This is a genomic window from Rubinisphaera margarita, from assembly GCF_022267515.1.
GTDB lineage: Bacteria > Planctomycetota > Planctomycetia > Planctomycetales > Planctomycetaceae > Rubinisphaera > Rubinisphaera margarita.
The window spans coordinates 162,250-185,100 of record NZ_JAKFGB010000005.1 but is presented as its reverse complement, the minus strand read 5'-3'; the positions used below and the strand labels follow the sequence as shown (position 1 = coordinate 185,100).

General features: G+C 58.6%; 18 protein-coding genes. 8 read left to right on the top strand and 10 right to left on the bottom strand.

The features are described from left to right. Nucleotides 1–546: 546 nt before the first annotated feature. The 3 genes from L1A08_RS01675 to L1A08_RS01665 form a co-directional block, all read right to left on the bottom strand. Entirely contained in the window at nucleotides 547–1,542 is a 996-nt protein-coding gene (locus L1A08_RS01675) for a CNNM domain-containing protein (protein WP_238753498.1), read from the bottom strand. Beyond that, nucleotides 1,539–2,840, bottom strand: coding sequence for a CNNM domain-containing protein (locus tag L1A08_RS01670; protein WP_238753496.1), 1,302 nt, complete (start codon nucleotides 2,838–2,840; stop codon nucleotides 1,539–1,541). The genes L1A08_RS01675 and L1A08_RS01670 overlap by 4 nt, the downstream gene beginning before the upstream one ends. 84 nt (nucleotides 2,841–2,924) lie before the next feature. After that, entirely contained in the window at nucleotides 2,925–4,649 is a 1,725-nt protein-coding gene (locus L1A08_RS01665) for an ABC transporter permease subunit (protein WP_238753493.1), read from the bottom strand. Between the two features lie 350 nt (nucleotides 4,650–4,999). On the opposite strand from L1A08_RS01665, the gene L1A08_RS01660 reads away from it, so the two are divergent. Next, nucleotides 5,000–5,749 carry a (Fe-S)-binding protein gene (locus tag L1A08_RS01660; protein ID WP_238753490.1) on the top strand — a complete coding sequence of 250 codons (750 nt, stop codon included), beginning with the start codon at nucleotides 5,000–5,002 and terminating at the stop codon, nucleotides 5,747–5,749. A gap of 2 nt (nucleotides 5,750–5,751) precedes the next feature. Further along, nucleotides 5,752–6,321 carry a hypothetical protein gene (locus L1A08_RS01655; protein ID WP_238753488.1) on the top strand — a complete coding sequence of 190 codons (570 nt, stop codon included), beginning with the start codon at nucleotides 5,752–5,754 and terminating at the stop codon, nucleotides 6,319–6,321. Nucleotides 6,322–6,696: 375 nt separating this feature from the next. Here the strand turns inward: L1A08_RS01655 and crcB are convergent, their stop codons facing one another. The 4 genes from crcB to L1A08_RS01635 form a co-directional block, all read right to left on the bottom strand. Next, nucleotides 6,697–7,080: a fluoride efflux transporter CrcB gene (crcB, locus tag L1A08_RS01650; protein ID WP_238753486.1), complete on the bottom strand. Its 384-nt coding sequence runs from the start codon at nucleotides 7,078–7,080 to the stop codon at nucleotides 6,697–6,699. 3 nt (nucleotides 7,081–7,083) lie between these two features. Further along, nucleotides 7,084–8,268, bottom strand: a complete 1,185-nt coding sequence (locus tag L1A08_RS01645) for a PQQ-like beta-propeller repeat protein (protein ID WP_238753484.1) — start codon at nucleotides 8,266–8,268, stop codon at nucleotides 7,084–7,086. Nucleotides 8,269–8,270: 2 nt separating this feature from the next. Beyond that, entirely contained in the window at nucleotides 8,271–9,404 is a 1,134-nt protein-coding gene (locus tag L1A08_RS01640; protein ID WP_238753482.1) for a hypothetical protein, read from the bottom strand. 105 nt (nucleotides 9,405–9,509) lie between these two features. Next, nucleotides 9,510–9,725, bottom strand: a complete 216-nt coding sequence (locus tag L1A08_RS01635) for a SlyX family protein (protein ID WP_238753480.1) — start codon at nucleotides 9,723–9,725, stop codon at nucleotides 9,510–9,512. A 168-nt stretch (nucleotides 9,726–9,893) separates the two neighbouring features. Between L1A08_RS01635 and hslV the strand changes: the two genes are divergently transcribed. The 3 genes from hslV to L1A08_RS01620 all read left to right on the top strand — a co-directional run bounded on the left by hslV (nucleotide 9,894) and on the right by L1A08_RS01620 (nucleotide 13,592). Then, nucleotides 9,894–10,454: an ATP-dependent protease subunit HslV gene (gene hslV, locus L1A08_RS01630; protein WP_238753478.1), complete on the top strand. Its 561-nt coding sequence runs from the start codon at nucleotides 9,894–9,896 to the stop codon at nucleotides 10,452–10,454. Nucleotides 10,455–10,823: 369 nt separating this feature from the next. Next, entirely contained in the window at nucleotides 10,824–12,206 is a 1,383-nt protein-coding gene (gene hslU / locus L1A08_RS01625) for an ATP-dependent protease ATPase subunit HslU (RefSeq protein WP_238753476.1), read from the top strand. 60 nt (nucleotides 12,207–12,266) lie between these two features. After that, nucleotides 12,267–13,592, top strand: coding sequence for an NAD(P)/FAD-dependent oxidoreductase (locus tag L1A08_RS01620; protein WP_238753474.1), 1,326 nt, complete (start codon nucleotides 12,267–12,269; stop codon nucleotides 13,590–13,592). A 106-nt stretch (nucleotides 13,593–13,698) separates the two neighbouring features. Here the strand turns inward: L1A08_RS01620 and L1A08_RS01615 are convergent, their stop codons facing one another. The 3 genes from L1A08_RS01615 to L1A08_RS01605 form a co-directional block, all read right to left on the bottom strand. Then, the gene (locus L1A08_RS01615; RefSeq protein WP_238753472.1) at nucleotides 13,699–14,127 is read right to left on the bottom strand and encodes a hypothetical protein; all 429 of its coding nucleotides are present in this window, start codon (nucleotides 14,125–14,127) and stop codon (nucleotides 13,699–13,701) included. A gap of 9 nt (nucleotides 14,128–14,136) precedes the next feature. After that, entirely contained in the window at nucleotides 14,137–15,744 is a 1,608-nt protein-coding gene (locus tag L1A08_RS01610) for a HEAT repeat domain-containing protein (protein ID WP_238753470.1), read from the bottom strand. A 154-nt stretch (nucleotides 15,745–15,898) separates the two neighbouring features. Continuing rightward, the gene (locus tag L1A08_RS01605; RefSeq protein WP_238753468.1) at nucleotides 15,899–17,020 is read right to left on the bottom strand and encodes a HEAT repeat domain-containing protein; all 1,122 of its coding nucleotides are present in this window, start codon (nucleotides 17,018–17,020) and stop codon (nucleotides 15,899–15,901) included. Between the two features lie 553 nt (nucleotides 17,021–17,573). Here L1A08_RS01605 and L1A08_RS01600 point away from each other — a divergent pair. From L1A08_RS01600 to L1A08_RS01590, 3 genes are read left to right on the top strand one after another with little or no spacing between them, the layout of a single operon-like run. Next, nucleotides 17,574–19,988 carry a DUF4159 domain-containing protein gene (locus tag L1A08_RS01600; RefSeq protein WP_238753466.1) on the top strand — a complete coding sequence of 805 codons (2,415 nt, stop codon included), beginning with the start codon at nucleotides 17,574–17,576 and terminating at the stop codon, nucleotides 19,986–19,988. 17 nt (nucleotides 19,989–20,005) lie between these two features. Then, on the top strand, nucleotides 20,006–21,805 hold the full coding sequence (locus L1A08_RS01595) for a cytochrome c peroxidase (RefSeq protein WP_238753464.1): 1,800 nt from the start codon (nucleotides 20,006–20,008) through the stop codon (nucleotides 21,803–21,805). 29 nt (nucleotides 21,806–21,834) lie between these two features. Then, a complete protein-coding gene (locus tag L1A08_RS01590) occupies nucleotides 21,835–22,731 on the top strand; it encodes an N-acetylglucosamine-6-phosphate deacetylase (RefSeq protein WP_238753462.1) in 897 nt (298 codons plus the stop codon). Nucleotides 22,732–22,851 lie beyond the last annotated feature (120 nt).

Below are 22,851 nucleotides of genomic sequence, written 5' to 3'. Positions count from 1 at the left end.
GATCTGATGGGCGTTGCAGTCATCCTTGACTTCCGTGCTCACCAGACGGCGGGGGTTTTAGCCCAACATTCTCGGCACGGTCAAGAGTTTCCAGCAAAGTGATTCTGCTTGAAAGAATTACATGAAGAACGGCTCTCCGGCGCGCACCGAACGCATCAAAACCCCTGTTTTTCAGGCATTTCCGCGATTGACGGAACTGCGCCTCAAGAATGCCCCGCAGCGAACCGACGACGCTCGCCTCTACAGAAGCTGCCCCTCAAAACCACCGATCCGACTCAAACTGACCGGCGGCCTCGACGTAGCGGCGGCATCCTGCCGCCGAAGGGGCGCTCCCCCTCGCAAGACGTCGGAAGCTTCGACCCCCGTTGTCTGACCGAAGACGACGCCGCCGAGGTTCCCGACTATGCGTGTGGAACGTCTTCAGCAGCGATCGTGACGCGAAGTATGCGCGAGGGCTGAGACAGAAGAGAACGCCCTCTACCCGAGTTGACATTACTCTCACCGGTCTACATATAGTCGCGGAACCAGACGTAGCGGCGGCGGTTACTACAGCGCTGCAGCCGATAAGGACAGGCTGCCCTGGTAGAGCGTCTCAGCAAGTGCAGAACGGCGGACGATGCCGATGAGTTCGTCGCCATCGAACACCGCGCCCAGGTCGGAGTCGTGTTCCTGCAGAATCAGCAGTGCTTCCAGCCGAGAGATCTCGATCTGCAGCGATGGCATGGGGCGACGGATATCCTGCAAGGCTCCGCGCGTCAGCAGGAGATCGCTGACACGGAAATAGTCCACTTCGGTAGAGTCCTCCGTCGAGGTCGTGACGGCGATATCGGCCAGTCCGTAATCCCGGGCGTGCTTCATCAAGGCGGCATGGGTCAGTTCGTCTTCAAAGCTGAAGGCAATTTCCGCCGGTATCACCAGACTCTCCAGTGGCTTATTGGCGTTAACGAACACTCCCTGCATCAGGTTGTGCTGGACTTCGGTCACAATCCCCTCATCCCGTCCATGCCCGATGACGTTGGCCAGCGGTCGACGCCCGAGAATCCGCAACATCGGCTGCTGCCGGACGCCACCGACGCTTTGGAAGATGCGGGTGAGAATCATCAGTGGCCAGCTCAAGGGGAGCAGCAGAATATGGACCATCTGAAAGAACAGGAAGTTCCGCTTCAGCATCAGCAGCGGAGCCCGGTAATGCAGCGTTTTGGGCAGCAGTTCGCCGAAGATAAAAATTACGGGCGAGATCAGAACCGTCACCCCCACCTCGACCACTTCTGAGAGGTTCCCAAAGGCCTGGATGGCTCCATAACCGATGGCGCAGGTCGTCACATAGTTGGCCACGTTATTGCCGATCAGAATCGTCGCCACGAATTGCGAAGGATCGGCAACGAAAGGGAGAATCCGCTTCGATTGCTGGTCTCCAGTCTGGGCATCAATATTAAGGCGCAACCGGCTGGCCCGGTAAAACGCCGTCTCAATACCGCTGAAGAAAAACGACAGCCGCACACCGATCAGGAACAACAGAATGATCAACGTCCAGACGATCATGAGTTGACCTCCGATGTCGACTGCTCCGGCAACGCAGCTGGTTCGAGCAACACGCGGGCTCGCCCCGGTCCCGGAACATCGAACACCCGCAGCTTCCACCCCTGCCAGACCATCTCGTCGTTGATCTCTGGAAAACGGCGGAAGTGCTGATGCAGCAACCCGGCGACCGTCACGCTCGGTTCTTCATCGGCATCGAACGGAATGTTGAGATGCACTGACAGAAACCGCAGGGTCGTCAGGCCATCGAGATGGTACTTGTCATCGCCGATCTTCAGAATGGCTTCCCGCTGCAGAATTCTTCGGGCTCGGCTCGGTACCGGGGTGAAGATCGTATCGAGCAGATCCTGCTGCGTGGCCACGCCGATTGTCTGTCCATACTCGTCGACGACGACGGCGACGTGGCAGAGCGAAGACCGCATCTGACTGAGCGTGCGGGCGGCGTGGGCACACCAGGGAACGTACACGACCGATTCCCGGAACGATTCGAGCCCTTTCGCCTGATGGTAAATCGTGCCGTGCATCCAGTAGACGCCGGTCACCTGATCAGTTCCAGGCTCGACAATCGCCGCGAATCCCCCGGGGGGCGTCCCAAAACCGAGATCTTTCCAGATCGTCGGCTCGTTCACGGTCACATACGTTCCGCGAGGCCGCATCACTTCTTCGATCGCCATCTCCGAGAGATCCAGAATGTGATGCAGGATGCTCCGTTCGTGAGCGATCATCTCGCTCGACTGCGTCGACAGATCGACCGCCTTTTCGAGGTCCTCGGCATCAATGAGTGACTCTTCTTCCAGATTCGGCCAGAATCCCCGCTGCAGTCCGCGAGTCATCATCGTGAGTACCGGAAGGATGCGATCGAGCGAGCGGATGGAAACGAGCAGAGGCCAGACGATCAGCCGGCAGATGGGACGCGGAAAGACGACCGAGACGCTCTTCGGGATCACCTCGCCGAACAGAATGATGCTTACCACACCCAGCAGACTAAACAGCCAGCCGGCACTGTCGTAGCCGTGTAAGATCAATCGCCGGGAGACCACCACGCTTACCGCAAAGTAGGACAGATTAACGACCAGATTCCAGAAGAGAATCGCGGTCAGCAGCCGGGATGGATCGCCCAGCAGTTGGACCACGTGTTTTTCGGAGGGACTGCCGCTGCGGAAGGTCTGCAGATCGTCGCGAGTCAGAGAGAACATCGCCGTCTCACTGCCGGAAAAGAATCCGGACGCGAACGTCAGCGCGAACATAATGCTGACGCCGGGCAGCCACAGTGAAAGTGAGCGAGAGATTTCTTCAAGCATTGAGTTCAGAATTCAGGGCAGACTCCTGCCTGCCATTTGCAGATCCGGGAACGTCGAACGGAAACCGTGACCCCCTCGACTGCGCTACGATTTTTCGATCGTCGCCCGGCCCAGGGCCAGGTCGAATTCACTGATGGCTGGGATCAGCATCGCCAGAGCGGTAAAGCCATACGCGGCACAGACGCACAGAAAAACGCTGAACGATTCGCCCAGCAGAAAGGCGGTGATCGCATAAAACGTGCCGAAAGGCAAGACACCGGCCGCCAGAGTCAGGGCGGGCGAAGGATTCTTATGCGTCAGCGAAGCCCAGAGCCCAATACTTCCCCCAACAATGAAAATGAGGAAGCTCGGCAACTGCAACGCGAACGAAGACCGGGCTTCGACAATCAAAATCATACAGATGAAGATCCCGATGAACAGGAAGAAAACCGTCCCCATACTGTTCGCAATCGCCGTGCGGGAGTTATCAAAACTAATCGCCGAATGCATGCCGAGCATCGAGGCGAACGCACACAGCATCAGATAACCGAACCCGAGATAGAAACTCTGCACCGGGGCAATCATCCCCTGCGAACTCATCACGGCGATATAAATCAGCGGCAGCAGAATCGCTTCCTTGGCGTTGTAGAAGACGCCGAGCAGCTTGCCGTAAATGAACTCGCGAGCCGAGATCTCGGTCACGAGCAGCACTTCCAGAGTCTGACCGTCCCGTTCGCTGGTAATCGATGTGACCGCCTGCGCGTTCACGAGCATCAGCGAAAGCAGAGCGAGCAACACAAACCCCAGCCCCTGCCAGGAAATCATGCCCAGCACGAGCGAGGAGGTCTCAGCCGACAAGAGGCTGTAGCCGATGAGGACCGAGAACAGGACGTAGGCCAGCTTGATGAGGAAGATCCGCCGCCCGTAGGCTTTGGTCATAATTTCCCGCCAGACGATCGGACGTTCCCAGACCTGACGAGCTTTGCGAGTCGGCTCGCCCGATTCGTCCTTCTTCGCCGCCACGTAGAGAGTTCGCGACGGGTTCCAGCGGCGGAGATTGACGATCGTCAGCACGTTCAGCAGCACACCAAGTCCCAGCAGCTCGCCGAACGTCTGCCACATGCTCAAGTCGCTGATGCGGCTCATGCTCGTGGTCGAAAACGGGCTGACCACAGTCAGCAATGCTCGATAAGGATCGAGAGCTCCGATCCAGGTTCCGAGCGTCGTCTCCGGCCCGACGAGAAATGTCAGCCCTTCCACAACCGCTAGAAACGCTACGAAGCCGAGCAGTCCGACGGCGAGCGTCTGGAACGTCTTTTCGCGCCAGAAGGCGACGAAAATGCCCCAGCTTCCTGCCATATAGGTTGAAGCCGCGGTGATCGCCAGTGCCCAGAGCACCTGGGATAGACTCACGCCTCCCAGAATCCGAATGAAGATGAACACCGGCAACGAGCAGAGAACGAGCGTAAAGACATTCAGAAGACTCGCCAGCAGTTTGCCAATGACAAGTTCCCGATCTTTGAGGTCGGTCATCAACAGCAGCAGGATTGTTCTTCGATCCTTCTCGGCGGCCACATTCCCGGCTGAGAACAGCAACCCGGCGAAGATGACCAGGGTCAACTGGACGAAGGCGAAGATCTGAAAGACGTAGGCCCCAAAGCGAGCCGTGGCTCCGAGGCTGCGGTACTGCTGCCAGCCGAAAGTCGCCTGACTGGCGGTGTAGAGCAGCACGAAAAACGCGAACAGATACCCCGCTCGAAGGAGATAAGTCTTCAACTGTCGCGGGACGGTCAGCGCCTCGCGGGAGAATATTGGTCCAGCTAACAACACCCTGCTCCCGAATTTATGGGATCGGCTCTTCAATGATGCCGGTCGTGATCTTTCCTCGCCGCGGGACCGGGCCACGCGGCGTAAGTCATAGAGAATACTGGAAATGCACTCACAACGAAAATCAGCACGGGTCCTTTTTCCCGGAGTTCATCGTCTGTTTACAAACCCGACCTCAGAATTCCACTCCTCCTGGATGGTTTGATATCGCGGATGTCTCGCAATACTCTTTAGAGGTTGATCGATGACAGCGAAACCGCCGACACGATCACCGACTCTCGTGATCCTTCACACCCGTCCATGACCTGAAGTCCGACTTCGTCTCGCGTACCGTCCTTCAAGAATCGACACCCATGCAAGTTGCGCTCTTCGTTCCCTGCTACATCGATCAGCTGTTCCCGGACGTCGCCTGGGCCACGCTGGAACTCCTTGAAAAGCACGGCTGTAAAGTCGAAATCCCGGAAGCCCCGGTCTGTTGCGGCCAGCCGATGGCCAACACCGGCTGCTGGGATGACGCCCAGCCGCTCGCTAAGTCGTTCGTCGAGAACTACGCGAAATACGAATACATCGTTTGCCCCTCCGGCAGCTGCACTTCGATGATCGTGAACCATTACCACGATCTGATCGGCGATGACGCCCAGTACTTGGAACTTCGCCGCAAGACCTTCGAACTCTGTGCGTTTCTGACCGATGTGCTGAAAGTCGAGTCGTTCGACGTCGAGTTCCCGCATAAGGTCGGGCTGCATCAGAGCTGCCACGGTCTTCGCGAACTTCGGCTCGGCTCTTCCAGCGAAGTGATGGGCCGCGAGTTCAGCAAAGCCCGTTCGCTCCTCGAGAAGGTCCGCGGAATCGAGCTCGTGGAATTGAGCCGGAAGGACGAATGCTGCGGCTTCGGGGGAACGTTCGCTGTTTCCGAGGAAGCCGTCTCCTGCATGATGGGCAACGACCGGATTCACGATCATGAACATGCCGGCGCGGAAGTCATCACGGCCGGCGACATGTCCTGCCTGATGCATATGGACGGACTCATCAAACGGCAGAAGAAGCCGATCCGCACGATGCACATCGCTCAGATCCTGGCCGGGCGGCCCATCGAGAAGTAACGATGCCGGACACCAGCGGATCGGAATCGCCCGAGTTCTCTATCCGCCACATGCGGCTGGCCCGCAATGCGTTTTTCTTCCTGACCGCGCTTACCTTCGGCGGTCTGGCAGCAATGCTCGCCCTGCTCTGGCCCGACCTGCAGTTTCTCGGCGACTGGCCCATCGATTCGGTCCGCCTGCGAATTCTCATCGAAGCCCACGGCTGGATCTTCGGCCTCTGCCTGGCCGTCGGCAATGGACTACTCCTGCTGTCGGCAATCACCACGCGCGAATACTGGATTCTTAACGACCACGAACTCCTGCGGCAGGGGCTGATCGGCAAGAAACGCATCCGCCTCGCCCACATCACCTGCCTGTCGTGGTGGCCGGTCAGCCGCGTGATCGTCGTCCACGGCGACAACCGCCGCATCCCGCTGTTCATCGACAGCATGCCCCACCGCCAGCGCTACGCCGTCATTCAACACCTGCGACACCACGTCCCGGAAGAGCGACAGAAACACTGGGAATTGTTCGAACGGATGATCTTTACGAAGCTGGACCGCCGCATTCACGAAATGGATTCCGCCAATTGATAAGGATGGCACAGAGATTCATCTCTGCGGTGCCACGCAACAAGAGGCCTGTCTTCCGCGGTGATTAAAAGAGGGCCATCCACGACACCTCACCAGCAACCACGGCTACCTGCTCCAGTGTCGCCATCAGGGGTGGCCCCGAAAGATTCTTTCGGGGCGGCGCAGCCGTCGGAGTACGGAGTTGGACGGGGTTCACGGTGAGAGTCTTCTTTCAGGGGGAAGGCGAAGGGAAAGTTTAAATTTCCCCTTCGCCAAACAGCATCCTCCCACGGCTGCGCCGCCCTGATAGCCGAGCTATCAGGGCCACCCTTGGGGGCGTTTTTCTCCGAAGTGCCGTCTCTCAGCCCACTGCTCTCATTGCCAGAGCAGCATGCATCACCTGGCGAACAGTCGTCCGAGCATGAGGCCGGCGAGGACGGCGATCAATCCGAGCACGAGATTGGCGGCGATGTTGAATGTGGCCCAGTTGAGACTCTTATCGCGAGCGAGGACCACGGTCTGATAGCCGAAGGTCGAGAAGGTCGTCAGCGAGCCGAGGCAACCGGTGATCGCGAAACTGCGCCACTGGCGGCTCGTCGTTACCTTTTCGAGTTCAAGCGAGACGAGCAGGCCGATCAGGAAGCAACCGAGGACATTGACGAGCAGCGTCCCGGCTGGTTCGAAATCGGGGAAGCGTTGAATCATGACGCCGGACAGGTAGTAGCGGGAGATCGCTCCCACTGCTCCTCCGAGTCCGACCGCGACGAAATCCACCCACATGCTCTACTTGATCTTCCACAGATGATTGTCGCTGCGGACATAGATCGCTCCGTCGGCAGCCGAGGGAGTCGCGAGAACAGTTTCGCCGAACTCATGCGAATTCAGCACTTCGCCCCCTTCCGGGGTCAGCTGTACCACCTGAGCATTCCCCTGCTCGTTGATGGCGTAGAGCCGATCGCCGGAGATCAACGGCGTTGCGCTGAACTTGCCCGACATGCGACATTGCCAGACACGCTTGCCGTCTGACAGATCCCCACAGCTCAAGACTCCTGCTCCGTTGATGACATACGCGTAATTCTCGGTAACCACCGGGCTTGGCGTGGAAGGAGACAGTTGCGACGCCTGCCAGACGATTTCCGGAACGGTCGTATCACTCACGCCCGGCTTGAGAGCCGTTAATCCGTGGGACGGGACGATCACCAGACCATTCACGGCGGTCAGCGACGGAATCGTCGCGGCTCCGTCGAGATATTCCCAGACGGTCTTTCCCGTCGCGGGCTCGATGGCAGTGACTCCCTTGGAGGACTGCAACAGCACAATCGATTCTTCGCCCGGCCAGGCGATCGGCGAGGTCCAGTTTGCTCCGCGAGGACGATCGAGCTGCCACTTCGTGGTGCCGTCGTCGGCGTTCAAACCGAAGGTCATCGACTGCGTATCGTTCTCGGCCATGCAGACGACCGTGCCGTCTTTCACGATGACCGAAGACGACATCCCGAGGCTGTTACTCACATTCGGAAAGTCGTAGGTCAACCCGCGATACCAGAGGAGATTGCCCTCAAGGTCGAGGCAGGCGACGTCGTTCGACGAGTAAGACGCATAGATCCGCTCGCCATCGCTGGCCGGTGTGGGCGTGGCGACCGACATCTTTTGATGGCAGACGGTTCGGCCGGTCGCCCAGAACTCGCGTTTCCAGAGCTGTTTGCCATCCGCTTCCGCGAAACAGGTAACGGTCAGCCGATCCTGGCGGGGACCTTCGCAACCGGTGACGAAGACTTTGTCGCCCACGATGATTGGCGAAGACGAGCCGCGGCCGTCCAGATCCGCCGTCCAGGCAATCTGATCGAACGACTCGGGAAGTTCCGGTCCCTGCACCACGCCGGGGCTTGAGGTGCCACGAAACTGCAGCCAGTCGTCAGCCTGAGCGACGGTGCTTAGCGCGAGGAGCATCAGACAGAGGAAGTATCTCATGACTATTCCTTTCCGGCCGGCTGCAGAGCCATTCCGTTTGGCTGACAAATACGAAACTGAATCTGGTAGACCTGAGCCCAGGAGTCGTCCTGCTCGTTCTGCAGGACCTTGATCAGAATCTTGTTCTTACCCGGCTTCAGGCGAGCGGGAACACGGTACTGATCGAAGAAGGTGCCGCGATGGTACTCTTCCCGCTCGAAGACCAGTTCGTCGTTCAGCCAGATCTTCCAGGCGTTCGGCGTGGCGAGTCGTAACTCAACCGGCTGATCGTATTCCGATTCAAACTCGGAGTACGCGTAGACGACAGCTCCTTTATACGGTCCGAAATCGGTAGCGATGTTCAGCAGACCGTAAGGATCGTCGGTCTGTAACTGCTGCCAGCGAACCGGGCCGAGTTGTCCCTCGTATTCGGCTTCGAGATTGATTTCATTCTCCGGCGGATAAACGACATCAAAGCCCTTCTTGTCGCGATTGTCGAAGGGGCCGATGAGATGCCAGGTGTTGAGGAATCCGTAATGCTCCTGGACGTTGACTTCGACGTCCAGGTCCTTGAGTGCAGCGACAATCTTCTTCACCTGATCATCATCAGAGGCTCCCGACAGAGCCTGCAGATAGCGGCTCTGGCGACCGGGATTGTTCGGCTCCATCTGCTCGGCTTCTTTCAGGAGTCGAGCCACGGCTTCACGACGAAGTTCCGCACTCGGATCGCCCAGGAAGTTCGGAATCAACTCTTCGGCCTGTTCGGGTTCGACCTTGCGAATCCATTCGAACGCGAGTCGCCGGGCGATGTCGCGGTTCTTCGTCCGGCGGACAAAGTTGAGCAGGTCTTCGACGGGGAGCTTCTGGCCATTCGCGACGGCATCGCTGGCCACGGTCTCGAATGCGTTCCGCAAATAGTTGGCCGCGAGAGGATTGGCGTCCTCCAGTCCATTGAGAATCGGCAACAGAGCATCGATTCCCGACTTCTGCAGGTTCTCGACGCCTTGACGAGCCAGATCGATATTCCTGGCCTGATGATCGACCTTGAGCACTGCGGCGATGTCTTCGCGGACATCGGCTGCGGCAAACTGCGGAACAGTCAGGCCGGTGATCAGAGCGATCAGCAACAGCCGGACTGCGAAACGAAACGACAGCATGGACTCGGCTCCTCCGATGAAACGGCAGCGAGGTTCCGATGGCGATCGGAAAACAGACTCTCGTCAAAGTACCGGATGCCCGACCAGACTGGCAACTCTCGCCGATTAATAATGAGGCGGCTTTTCATCGAGCGGATCGGGCAGATCGTCCAGGTCGCTGGCAAACTTGTCGTTCCAGTGATCGATCTGCGTTTGCAGGTCCTCGATCTGTCGCTGCTGGTCATGAACGACACTGCTCATCTGCTCCAGATCACGCTGCAGGATCATGATCATCGATTCGAGATCGACAACACGCTGATTGAGTTTCTGGGGATCGTTCATGAGGTGGTTCCTGAAAAAATCGTTGAGCGTTCGCAGGATATCGGAATGTCGTTCGGCTGGCGAACGAGAATTGAACCAAAGCAAATTGTCGCAGTTGCCCGACCTCTCAGGGGGTGATAGCCTGTGTGTTGGTCTGTTTCTGTTTCCTGTTGAAGTAATGAGAGTCTCATGCCGGAGTATCTGCGTGTCAAAACCCGTTCCACGACCATTCTGACGGTGCGTCACAAGGGGGTCGTCGCCATTGGCGGTGATGGACAGGTGACCTATGGCGAAAGCATTCTGAAGCAGGACACCAAGAAGATCCGCCGCATTCTGGACGGCAACGTCGTCGTCGGCTTCGCCGGCTCGACCGCCGATGCCTTCTCGCTGATGGAGCGGTTCGAGACGAAAGCCAAGGACTTTCCCGGCAACATTCCCCGAGCCGCGACCGAACTGGCCCGCGACTGGCGAACCGACCGGGTTCTCCGCAAGCTCGAAGCGCTGATGGTCGTCGTGAATGCCGAACATTCCCTGCTGATCACCGGACAGGGGGATGTCGTCAATCCGCAGGACAACATTATCGGCATTGGCTCCGGCGGAAACTACGCCCTGGCAGCCGCCCGGGCACTGATTCGTCATTCCGATCTCTCGGCTCGGGAGATCGTGGAACAATCCCTGCAGATTGCCTCCGAGATTGATATCTACACGAATAACAACCTGGTGATCGAAGAACTCCCAGCCGCAAATTAGACTGCCAGAGGATGAGTGAGTGCCATGCCCACGCTCGCGTAGGCATGCAATGCGGGTCGCAAATTGATGAATTGGGCTGAGCGTAAAGCGTTGAATAATTCGGTCAGCAAGCGGCTCACATCCAGTTCTCACCCAAGACTGGACTCACGCCTCATCGATCGAATGAAAACGGTGAGTACTTCTTGAACGCACAAGACTGCCATGCCCACACGAGCGTGGGCACGACACCCCGAAGCGTGGCATGGTACGCCGCACGTGGGGTTTCTCTTTTGACCAAACCCGATCGGGCGTGACAATAGGCTGTCAGCCGGACTGCAGTTCGAACCGCTGCTTTCCGGCAGCCGATCTTTTTCATAACGGACTCTTTCCATGACAACTCCGACACCGACCACTCCCACGCCTCGCACGTATCTTGAGATGACTCCACAGGAGATCGTCGATGCCCTCAACCGGCATATCGTCGGGCAGAACGATGCCAAGCGGGCGGTCGCGATTGCGCTGCGAAACCGGTATCGCTGGCGGAAGCTGAGTGATGAGCAGCGGAAGGAGATTACGCCGAAGAATATCATCATGATCGGGCCGACCGGGGTCGGAAAAACCGAGATCACCCGTCGGCTGGCCAACATGACCGGGGCTCCGTTCATCAAGGTCGAAGCGACCAAGTACACTGAAGTTGGCTACTACGGCCGCGATGTCGAAAGCATGATTCGCGATCTGGTTGAGGCGTCCATTCTGCTGGTTCGGCAGAAGAAGAAGGAAGAACTCCGCGAGAAAGCCGAACAGGGTGTCGAGAATCGCCTGCTCGATCTGCTGCTGCCGGCTCAGCCGACGTCGTGGAATCCGGAAGTCAAAGCCGACGACATGGACGACAAGCACACCCGCACTCGGGAGAAATTCCGGCAGATGCTTCGCGACGGCTCGCTGGAAGACCGGGAAGTCGAAGTGCACGTGGAACAGAAGAACGCTCCTGTGCAGGTCTTCTCCAATATGGGGATGGACCAGATGGACATGGATCTGCAGGGGATGTTCGACAAGCTGGTGCCGAAAAAGCAGCAGAAGCGAAAGATGCCGGTCAAGGATGCCCGCAAGATCCTGATCGAACAGGAGACCGAGGCGCTGATGGACAAAGACGCCATCGCAGCCGAGGCGATTCGACTCGCCGAAGACACCGGTATCGTCTTCATCGACGAGATCGACAAGGTCTGTGGTTCGGCTGAGTCGAAGAACGCCGATGTCAGCCGACAGGGTGTCCAGCGAGACCTGTTGCCAATCGTCGAAGGAACGACTGTTCAGACCAAGCATGGTTCGGTGAAGACAGAATACATGCTGTTCATCGCCGCCGGGGCGTTCCACCGGGCTCGCCCGGCCGATCTGATGCCCGAGTTGCAGGGACGGTTTCCGATCCGTGTTGAACTGCAGGATCTCACGCGTGACGATCTGCTCAGGATTCTGACCGAACCGACCAACTCCCTCACGACTCAGTACCAGCAACTGCTCGCCATCGACGGCGTGAACCTGACGTTCACCCAGGATGGAATCGAACAGCTGGCCGACATCGCATATCATGTGAACCAGTCGACGCAGAACATCGGAGCCCGCCGGCTGCATACGATGCTCGAACGACTGCTTGAAGAGATCAGCTTCCGCGCTCCCAGTGATGATCTCAACGAGGTGGTGGTCGACGCCGAGTTCGTCAAACGCGAACTGGGCCAAATCGCTCAGGACGAAGATCTGAGCAAGTTCATTCTGTAGTGTGCTGGCAGGCGCACCACCTTTTTTCTTCCGTAAGAAGTGAAGGCACGAGAAACAGGCATGGCGGAATCGAAGCGGGTCATTGTCATTGGTGGGGGCATTATCGGGCTGGCGTCCGCTCATTTTCTGGCGGAAGCCGGGCAGAAAGTGACCGTGATCGATCGCGGCCAGATCGGAGCCGCCTGCTCGTTTGCCAACTGTGGACTGATCTCGCCGAGTCATGTTTTCCCGCTGCCTGGGCCCGGAGCGGTTCGAAATGGCATTGCCGCAATGCTGAAGAAGAACGGCCCGCTGCGGATCAAGCCGGGTCTGAATCTGCGGCTCTGGTGGTGGCTCACGCAGTTCGGCCTGCACTGCAATCTGCGGGACCGTATGAGCGGCGGACATGGGCGTCATGCCCTGCTTTCGTACTCCCGCGAGTTCTACGTGAACTTCATTCCGGAACGGAAGATCGACTGCGACTTTGAAGCCAAGGGCTGCCTGATGGTCCACGGCTCCCAGAAGACACTCGATGAGTTCGATGAGATCAACGCCGTGCTCGACAAAGAGTTCGACATGGGAGCCGAGAAGCTCGTTGGCGATGAACTCGTGGCGAAAGAGCCGGCCATTAAACCGAACACCGCAGCCGGGGCCTGGTACTATCCGCAGGATGCCCATCTGCGACCGAACATGCTGGTCGCGGGCTGGAAGAAGCTGCTGGTCGATGCGGGAGTCGAATTCATCGAGTCAACTTCCGTGGCAGGCTTCGAAACGAACGGAAAAACGAAGGCGGGCGGCGTTCGGGTTTACAAATCCCCCGATTCGAAAGTCGAGCGACCGAAGAAGTTCTCCGGCGAGACGGAATTGCTGGAAGCCGACAGCTTTGTTGTCGCCACGGGATCGTGGACGCCGTTCCTGAACCGGGAGCTTGGCTGCAACATTCCGATTCAGCCGGGCAAAGGTTACTCGCTGACGATGCAGCGACCGACAATCTGCCCTGAGTTTCCGATGATCTTTGAGAACGAGAAAGTCGCCATCACGCCGATGGCGAGCGGGTATCGCATCGGCTCAACGATGGAGTTCGTCGGCTACAACAATACGCTTCAGTCGCAGCGTCTCGGGTTACTGCGCGAAGGAGCCTCGAAGTATCTGCAGGAGCCGCTCGGACAGGCCGTGGAACTTGAGTGGTTCGGCTGGCGACCGATGACGCCGAACGGTCTGCCGCGAATCGACCGGTCCCCGCGATTCAGGAACGTCGTCGTCGCCGCCGGTCACAATATGATTGGCGTGATGACCGCCCCCGCAACCGGCCTGCTGGTGAGCGAACTCGTCACCGGCAAAGAAACAACGCTCGACCCCCGCCCGTACGCGATCCGCCGGGCTTCGCAGGATGGTCTACTCCGGTAGAACCTGTCGTCACCGCCGTTGACTTCTCAACCCGGAGCGTCAGCGAGGGAGCTGGACATCGTTTTCACAATCAGCCTTTGCTGATGCTTCGGATTGGGATTCCGAGTCAAACGCTGGCCGGCAGCTGACCGCTGGCATATTCGGCGACGGTCTCTTCGCCGAACAGTTTCTCCATTGTCTCACGAGTACGCGAGTCCTCTCCGTCTTCTCCCTGCAGGCTGTCCAGCCAGAATGCGGGATCGACAAAGAGAAGTTCGACGGCCGGCAGTTCAAGACTGGCGGCCAACGATTCGATGTCCCTCACTTCAGCGGGCGTCAAGCCGTGTTCGCGAGCCAGCGTGGTCAGCAGGGGTTCGTTCTGCTGAGCGTCGGCGGGACTGGAGGTTCTCATCAGGCGTTCGACAACGAAGATGATGGCTCCGAGAGCGGCGAGAATTCCAAGGAAGCTGAACAGCAGGATGACGAAGGTGGTGGAACCGTAGCCGTGGCTGTAGCGTGAGATCTCCGACAGATTTGCCAGGATGATCAGATTCATGACCGTACCTCAGGATCTTTCTGCATTCGGGAACGATCCGGTCAGCTGCGGAGTGATCTTGGCCAGAGACGCCGCGGCGGCTTCGCGGACGCGTGGGCTCGAGTCGTCCAGCAGTTCCTGCAACCGACCAGCGACCTGTCGCGTCGGAATGTCCCCCAGGATCTCCGCGACGACTCGTTTCACGATGGTGTCGTTGTCCTGCAGAAGTTCGAGCAGCGCGGGTGTGACCTCCGTATGCAACTGCATGAAGTGGGCAGCTTTCGCCGCCCGCAGGCGACGGGTCCGGACCGGATTGGCCATCTCGCGGCAGAGTTCCTGAATCGCGAACGGATTGACTTTTAACAGAAGGTCGGCGATCTTCGGACCAGCCGACGGTTTGGCCGACTCTGAGAAATCGATCGCCTGCTGAACTTCAAACCGGCCGAGTGCTTCCCGTGCCTGGTCTTCGACAATCTTGTGAGGACTGTCGAGTCGGTCAACGAGTTGCCGATACTTGTCCGGAAGATTGGTGTCTCGGAGCTGCGAAAGCCCCCAGGCTTCGAACTCGGCGTTGTCCGAATCGAGTGCATGCTGAACGCAGGCGTCGTACTCTTCCTGTCGCAGCATATGCTTGAAGTCGTTCGCGGACTTCCGGGCCTCAACCGAGGCATGTTGATAAATGCTTTTGGCGAACGCGAGCTTGAGCGACCGGGTGAAACAGACCAGCCGAATCAGTTGAACCAGCTGAACGTGAAACTCGTCGGGAAGGGAAAGCCACAGCTCGTCGGTCGGCTGCAGCCAGGGGAGCCCGGTCAACAGCTGATAGTTCCGCTCCTGATTGATGTTCATGCGCGTCGGAACGAGGCGAATCATCGTCATCTGGAACTCGATATCGGTGCGGCCGGAAACGATATCGAGAATCTTTGGATGCAGGTATTTGACGGAGAGGGCCTTGGTGAGAAACCGCAGAATGCCGGGATGTTTGGACTGCGCCAGCACTTCCCAGACGAGCGATTGCCACTCCGGGGCCGATTCCCGCATCAGATGACGGGCGACAGGATGCTCGGAATCCGCCAGAATCAGGATCGCTTCAACAATGGCCTGCGGTCGACGACATTGCGCGAATGAGTTCAGCTCGACGGACAGATGCTGAAGCATCTTCCCGATGCACTGATCGGTGATCGTGAGGCGGGCATCGCGAGCGGTCATTCGGGTCTCGAACAGCCGGTCGACCAGCGAGCCCAGGACCTGCTCGCCCCGGTCGGCGATCTCTCCGGTTGCCTGACGAAGGAACTCGAGGACCATCGGAATGTTCTGGTAAAGCCGGGCGACTTCAATGGCATCCAGTGCCATGAAAGCCTGTTGCGGATCACCATGCAGCAGGCACTGTTTCAGGGGAAAACTCATATCCCCATCGGCGGTGTTCATGACTTCGAGCACATCCGGCGAAAGCTTGCGAATTTGCCGGATCAGTTCCATCTTTCCCAGGGAACTGCCGGATCGCAGAATGGCCCGGGCCGCTGAGTCCCGGATCTTCGGCGAACCCACCTGAAGCGCGTGCACGAACGCGGTCATCGCCGCCGTCGAGCGAGACTGCTCAAGCAGTCGCATCGTTTTTTCGATGGGTGAATCTGACATGATCGATGCAGCTTCCCGGACTTTCGTGCGGCACTTTCAGAACTGGATATGCAAACAGACTCGCACGCGTGATGCGAGTCTGTTCTAAACGAGGCTTCCGTGCCTTGGTGCCATCGTGTTCGAACGGGAAGGTCAGGTCGTTGGCAGAAGTTCCTTAGAACGCCATGCCAACGGTCTGCCGGATATTGGGCATGATGAAACTGGTCGAATCATCTTCCGGCACGTAGCTTCCCTTTTTCTTGTCTTTATTCTCTTCGATCTTCTTCTCCGCGGGAGGAGCGGTCTTTCTCTCCTTCGGTTTGTCTTTCTTTTTCTTCTCAGGAGCGATCTCTTCCGGTTCCGGCAGGATCACTTTCTTCCTGACCTCTTTCTTCGGCTCTTCCACCTTCTTTGGCGTCTCAGCACTTTCCGGAATCATCTCGCGAACGGCTTCGTGCACTGGCTCGGCTGGCATGGACGGAAGTTCGTGCGGCGTGCAGTAGCTGTCGATGCAGCAATCATCGCAACACCCCCCGACACAGCTGCCATCGTCGCAGCAGCCAGGCAGGTATCCGTCAACACAGTAGCCGCCATCGCGGTAAGGAACGGAAAGTCCACAGATTCGCAGTGCCTGAGCGGCTTCGCGACGAACGCGCCAGTTCTCATCGTTGAGGGCACACTTCAGCGTGCAGATGAGCTGACTGTTACAGCAGCAGAGGCTCTTGCGAAGCTGATCGCCAATCTCGTCGGCGGCTTCCACACGAACGCGAGGCTCACAGTCTTTCATCGCGTAGATGAGAGCACACATCACTTCGGGATAGCACTCGCAGCTGAAGTCGGTACCGATCCGGTGGATGGCTCGACAACGATCGAAAGGCGAACAGGCCGTTTGAGCCTGATAGATCCACTGAGCCAGCGTCTTGCAGCGTTCGCGACGCCAGATATCGATGAACGAGTCGAGACAGCTGCCGCCGTCGCAGCAGGAGTCGGACACGCAGCAGTCGTCGTCCGGGCAGCAGAGATCGACGCCGCAGCATTCATCGCCGCAGACGCTCGAAAGCCAGTGACGCGACCGTCCGATCAGTTCCCCACGGAACAGGCCGCGATGTTCGATATCGCAGCAGCCATCGCCGCAGCAGGGTTCATCAATACAACAATCGACAACGCACGGCTCCTCTACGCACGTTTCGACGCAATCACTCTTCTTCTGCCAGAACTTCCAGTTCCAGCCGGCTTCAACGGGTGCCGACATCGCGAGCAGAAGGGAAAGAACGGGGATCATCCCCAAGGCTTTCATGGCCGTACTCCAAGTGACGTGATGTAAGGGTCAACTCTGGTCGATCCGAATGCCGCTGCAGTGACGTACCAACAGCGAGTGCCTCGCGAACGAATCGCGAGCAAGCCGTGGAGGTCAGCCGGCGACCGAGGAAGCAGCCAGCCACGCCCAAACGACACGGCTCCAGCAATCGTATCGACACGACGGATCGTCGACTCCACGACCGCCGGGCGCGGCAGGCATAACCGCTACAGCCGTCATCATGAGAATCGGGAGATTCGCCACGGTGTACAGAAAACGGGACGAACCCAGTCGGTTTCGAAAGAGGCTGGTGGACAAACCCAGGTTTCCAGTCTTGTCGATTACGCAAAGTTTTCCGTTTGCACACGGCCCGGCAACTGTGATTCGAACGGAAACCGTTCTTCCCAGGCAGGCAGTTCGGCGGAGACCGGGAACGATCAGAGCAGTTATACGGATTGTGCGGTCATCCCACGGGGTGAACGGGACGGCGCGGAATGCTATGATGAAAAGAGTTCCGTCTTCGTTTTCCCCTGTCTCGGTCGCGATGAATCCCATGTCCTTCTCTCGTCGCCCATTCCTGATCCTCGTCTGTCTGGTCGCACAGTTGATCTGCAGCCGCTCTGCCATCGCCCAGGACGAACTGACCGCGGAAAATGTCCTGAAGGCCATCGAACGAGGGCGGAGATATCTGATCAGCCAGCAGCTTCCAAACGGAAGCTGGCAGGTCGAAGGGACTGGTCCGTACAACACGGGAACCAGCAGTCTTATTCTGCTTTCACTGATGGAAGCCGGACTCACGCCGGACGATCCAGCTATCGATCGCGGTCTGCAGTGGCTCCGCAAGCAGGACCCGAGTCTCACCTACGAAGTCGCCCTGATGATCATGGCGTTGACGAAGGCCAAGGAAGGAGCCCGCGATAACCTTCTGATTTTCAATCTGTCCCAGAAGCTGGAACGCGGCCAGATGAAAACCGGGAAGGGAGTCGGCGGGTGGGGATATTCGGAAGGCGGAGCCGTCCGAGGCGGCACCCCCGACCGCAGTAACTCGCAATACGCGATCCTCGGACTGCGTGATGCCGCCTATTACGGCATCCCGGTCGATCGAAAAGTCTGGGAGCGAGTGCGGGCCTACTGGGAGAACGGGCAACAGGCCGATGGCGGCTGGAACTATCGGGAGGATGACGGTCAGTCGAGTTACGGCAGCATGACAGTTGCCGGCGTCGCGTCTCTGGCCATCGCAGACACCTTTCTCAAAGACACCGAAGACGCGCATCCCGACGGACGTCCGATCTGCTGCCTTCCTCCCGAGAAGAACGACGCTCTCGAACGCGGCATTCGCTGGCTCTCCCGCAATTTCTCCGTCCAAACCAATCCGCTGTCATCGAGCTGGTGGCTCTACTATATGTACGGGCTGGAACGAGCCGGTCGGCTGAGTGGACGCCGATTCTTCGGCACGCACGACTGGTATCGTGAAGGAGCCCGGGCACTGCTGGTCCGACAGTCGAAACGGGACGGCTCGTGGCGCGGTCAGGGAGGCATGGAAACCAATCCCATGCTCGGCACGCCGCTGGCACTGCTCTTCCTGTCAAAGGGGCTGGCTCCGGTCCTGATCAACAAAGTCAAACTCGGCCCTCGAGATCCCGACGATCCGGAGATGGTCATTGGAGAGATCTGGAATCGGCATCCCAAAGATGTCCGCAATCTGGTCGAACACATCAGTTCGCTGCCGAAGTGGCCGAAGCTGCTCACCTGGCAGACGGTCGATTTCGACAAAGCCGTGGCGAACAACAATGTGCAGGAACTGCTGCAGGCCCCGATCCTGTTCATCACCACCGATGAAGATCTGTCCCAGTTGATGCAGGACGAGCATGTCGAACTGCTGCGGGACTTCCTCACCAATGGCGGGTTCATGTTCCTGTCGCGAGGCTGTGAAAGCGCCGCGTTCGAAGACGGTTTGCGGAAGCTCGTGACCCGTCTGTATCCCGATGGCACCACGCAGCTGATGCCACTGGCCGACACGCATCCCGTCTACCGCAGTGAGTATCTGCTCGATCCGAAATCGGTCCCGTTATTCGGTGTCGATGTCGGCTGCCGGACGGCGATTATCTATTCGCCCGAAGATCTCGGCTGCCTCTGGGACAAACGGATGGTCATTGAACCGCCCGACCGGCGGCAGGATATCAAGACGGCCATCGCCCGGGCTCTCCGCATCGGCGTGAACGTGGTCGCCTATGTAACGGGCCGCGAACCTCCGAACAAACTCGATGAACAGCAGATTGTCGGCAAAGACGAAGACCGCGATACGCTCCGCGGGATTCTCAGCATCGCCAAGCTGCGACACACCGGCGACTGGGATGCCGCTCCGAATGCCGTTAAGAAACTGCTGCTCACGCTGGAGAAATCGTTCGGCGTGGTCGCCGGGTCTTCCCCTTACAAGATCCCGGCCGGCAACCCCGAGCTGTATCGCCATACCCTGCTCTACATGCACGGTCAGCGCAACTTCGAGCTTTCGCCCGATGAGATCCGCAACGTGCGGAAGTACCTGGAGAATGGCGGCGTCCTCTTCGCCGATGCCTGTTGCGGGGCTCCGAAGTTCGACGCCAGTTTCCGCGAACTGATGGGCCGAATGTTCCCTGACATCCCGCTGGAACGAATTCCGGTTGAGCACGAACTCTTTTCGCAGGAGATCGGCCATAACCTCGATTCCGTGACCCGCCGCGTCCCAGCCGACGACAACCCGAATCAGCCTCTCAAGCCGGTTGAACGCCAGGGGCCGCCCTTCCTGGAAGGCATCAAAATCGATGGCCGGTATGCCATCATCTACAGCAAGTACGATATTTCCTGTGCCCTGGAAAAGCAGACGTCCCTCTCCTGCATCGGCTACACCACCGATGATGCCGCCCGGATCGCGACCAACGTCGTCCTGTATTCCGTGCTGCAGGACGTGCTTCCGGCGGGCGACGAGTAAGACTTTCAAGTGCTCCCATGCAATCGTTCCTCCATCAGTTCCGATTTTCTCCGGCGACGATCTGTGCAACGCTGGCGATCGCCGTGGTCAGTCTGATCCTCAGCTCTCCACTTCAGGCCGACACGCGAGTTCGCCCCCGGGCATTGAAGCTTTCGCCAGACGGAAGCCTTGTCGCAACCGCGAATCGCATCGCCGGAACTGTGACTGTCGCGACAGTTGACCCGCTGCAGCAAGTGGCCGAAATTGAAGTCGGCAGCGAACCAATGGACGTCCTCTGGATCAACGACACGGAACTCGCCGTCACCGTCCACCGGGATCGAACCGTCCAGCTGCTTTCTCTGAACGAAGGGCAGCTGCAGCGCAAACGTTCGGTTTCCGTTTCCGCCTGCCCGGTCGGGATGGTCTTCGCTCCCGAGGCGCAGGAGTTGATTGTCGCGGTGCAACACCCCGACTCTGTTCTCGCAATCGATCTCACCTCGGGAGAGATTGTTCGACGATACGAAACCGGCGACTATCCCCGTTATCTCTGCCTGGCTCCCGACGAAAGCTGGTTCTGCGTGACTTCCGAACTGCCCGGCGCTCTGACGACCTTCGACCGTGAATCGGGAGAAGTCCTCAGTCGGCAGATCGCTCATCAGACGGCCTTCAATCTCGGACAGCCGACACTCCTGGAGGATCAGTTTGTCGTCGTCCCGCTCACGATTAACCGGGACTTTCCGGTGACCGAAGGAAACATCGCCCGCGGCTGGGTCGTCAACAATCGGCTCGCCCGCTTCCGCGTTCCTCATGGCCCCGCTCTGGAACAGCGGCAGATGAGTCTCGACATGAAAGGCCACGGCTCGGCCGATCTCACGACAACCGCTCTCAGCCCGAGTACGAACAAGCTGCTCGTCACAGCCAGCGGAGTTCACGAACTGATCATGCTTGATCGAAACTCCCTGGAATGGCCGACCTCCGAGCCACACGACTTTGCGTCGCATCAGCTGAGTGACTCCGATCAAACCATGAAGCGGATCCCGCTCTCCGGGCGTCCGGTCGACGTCGATTTTCTGAATGACACCACCGTGCTGGTCGCCAACGAGATGGATGACCGTCTGCAGAAAGTCGATCTGCAGAACGGCGAGATTCTCGACGAACTGCTGCTGGCCGATTCTTCCCATGAATCGCAGATCGCTCAGGGCGAACGCATCTTCTACGATGGTCGCCGCTCGCGCGATGGATGGATGAGTTGCCACACCTGTCACTTCGACGGCCACACGTCGGGGCAGGTTTTCGATACCTTCAACGATGCGACTTACGACACCAAGAAACTGACGCTGTCGCTTCACGATGTCGCCAACACCGAGCCTTGGACGTGGCACGGCTGGCAGCCGGATCTGACCGATTCGATGACAAAATCACTTCGCGACACCATGCACGGCTCCATCGTTCCAACTGACGACGATGCCCGGGCCCTCGCCGCCTATCTCGGCACATTGACGCTGCTCTCAGCCACGCCAGATGTGAGCGAAGCCGACCTGGCTGCCGGCCGCGAACTCTTCTACGGCAAAGCGGGCTGCATCTCCTGCCACGAAGAGCCGAACTATGAATCTTCGGGCCGGTTCTCGGTCAGCCGACTTGAGAGTCATTCGATTTATCAGGTTCTGAACCCGCCGCCCCTGCGGGGAGTTTCCTCGCGGCGTCGTTTTTTGCATCATGGGTACGCACACTCAATCGATCAGGTGCTGCGACTGTACCACCGCCCGGCGGATACCACGGGAGCCGACCTCACGGAAACCGAACGCCGGCAACTGATCACCTTCCTGTCCGCGCTCTGACGACCCACCTCAACTACTGCGGAGTTCTCATGTTCGATCTTCAGGTCAACGGTTATGCCGGCGTCGACTTCAACGCCGATTCACTTCCTCTCGACGATATGCTGCTCGCCTGTCGCACGCTGAAAGAACACGGCGTCGATGCGATTCTCGCCACCGTCATCACGGCCGACCACGATGCCATGTGCCGTCGGATCTCGAATATCGTCAAGTGCCGTGAGCAGTCTACCGAAGTGGAACAGATGATCGCCGGCATTCATATCGAAGGCCCGTTTCTTTCTCCCGTCCCCGGATACATCGGTGCCCATCCGCCGGAACATTCCTGTGCAGCGAACATCCCGCTCGCGGAACGACTGCTCGAAGCGGGCGGCGGTCTGACGAAACTGTTCACGCTGGCTCCCGAGCAGGATCCGGAAGGAAAAGTGACCCGCTGGCTGGCGGAGCAGAATGTCGTGGTCGCAGCCGGGCATTGCGATCCTTCACTCGAACAGCTCCAGCGTTCCATCGATGCCGGCCTGAAAGCCTTCACCCATCTCGGCAACGGCTGCCCGATGCAGATGCACCGCCACGATAACATCGTCCAGCGTGCGTTGTCTCTGGCCGATCAGATCACACTCTGCTTCATTGCCGACGGCGCCCATGTCCCGCTCTTCGCATTGAAGAACTACATCAAACTGGCCGGACTCGAGCGGAGTGTCGTCGTCTCCGATACCATCAGCGCGGCCGGCCTGGGACCGGGGATCTATCGCCTGGCCGATCAGAACGTGACCATCGGCGACGACCTTGTTCCGTGGGCCGAAGACCGCTCCCACTTCGTCGGCTCCGCCTGCCCCCTGTACCGCATGGTCGAGAACCTGACATCGGTCGGCTTCACCGAGGAAGAAATCGACACGCTGACTAACCGCAATCCCCGCAAGCTCGTCGAGTAATCCCCCACCCGTACCGGCGGCATCCTGCCAACACCGTTTGGCACGTTCGTCGTTTTCCAGCGAGACAGACGCCCATCAAGTTCCCTCGCCCGCGCTGGGGGAGAGGGTTAGGGTGAGGGG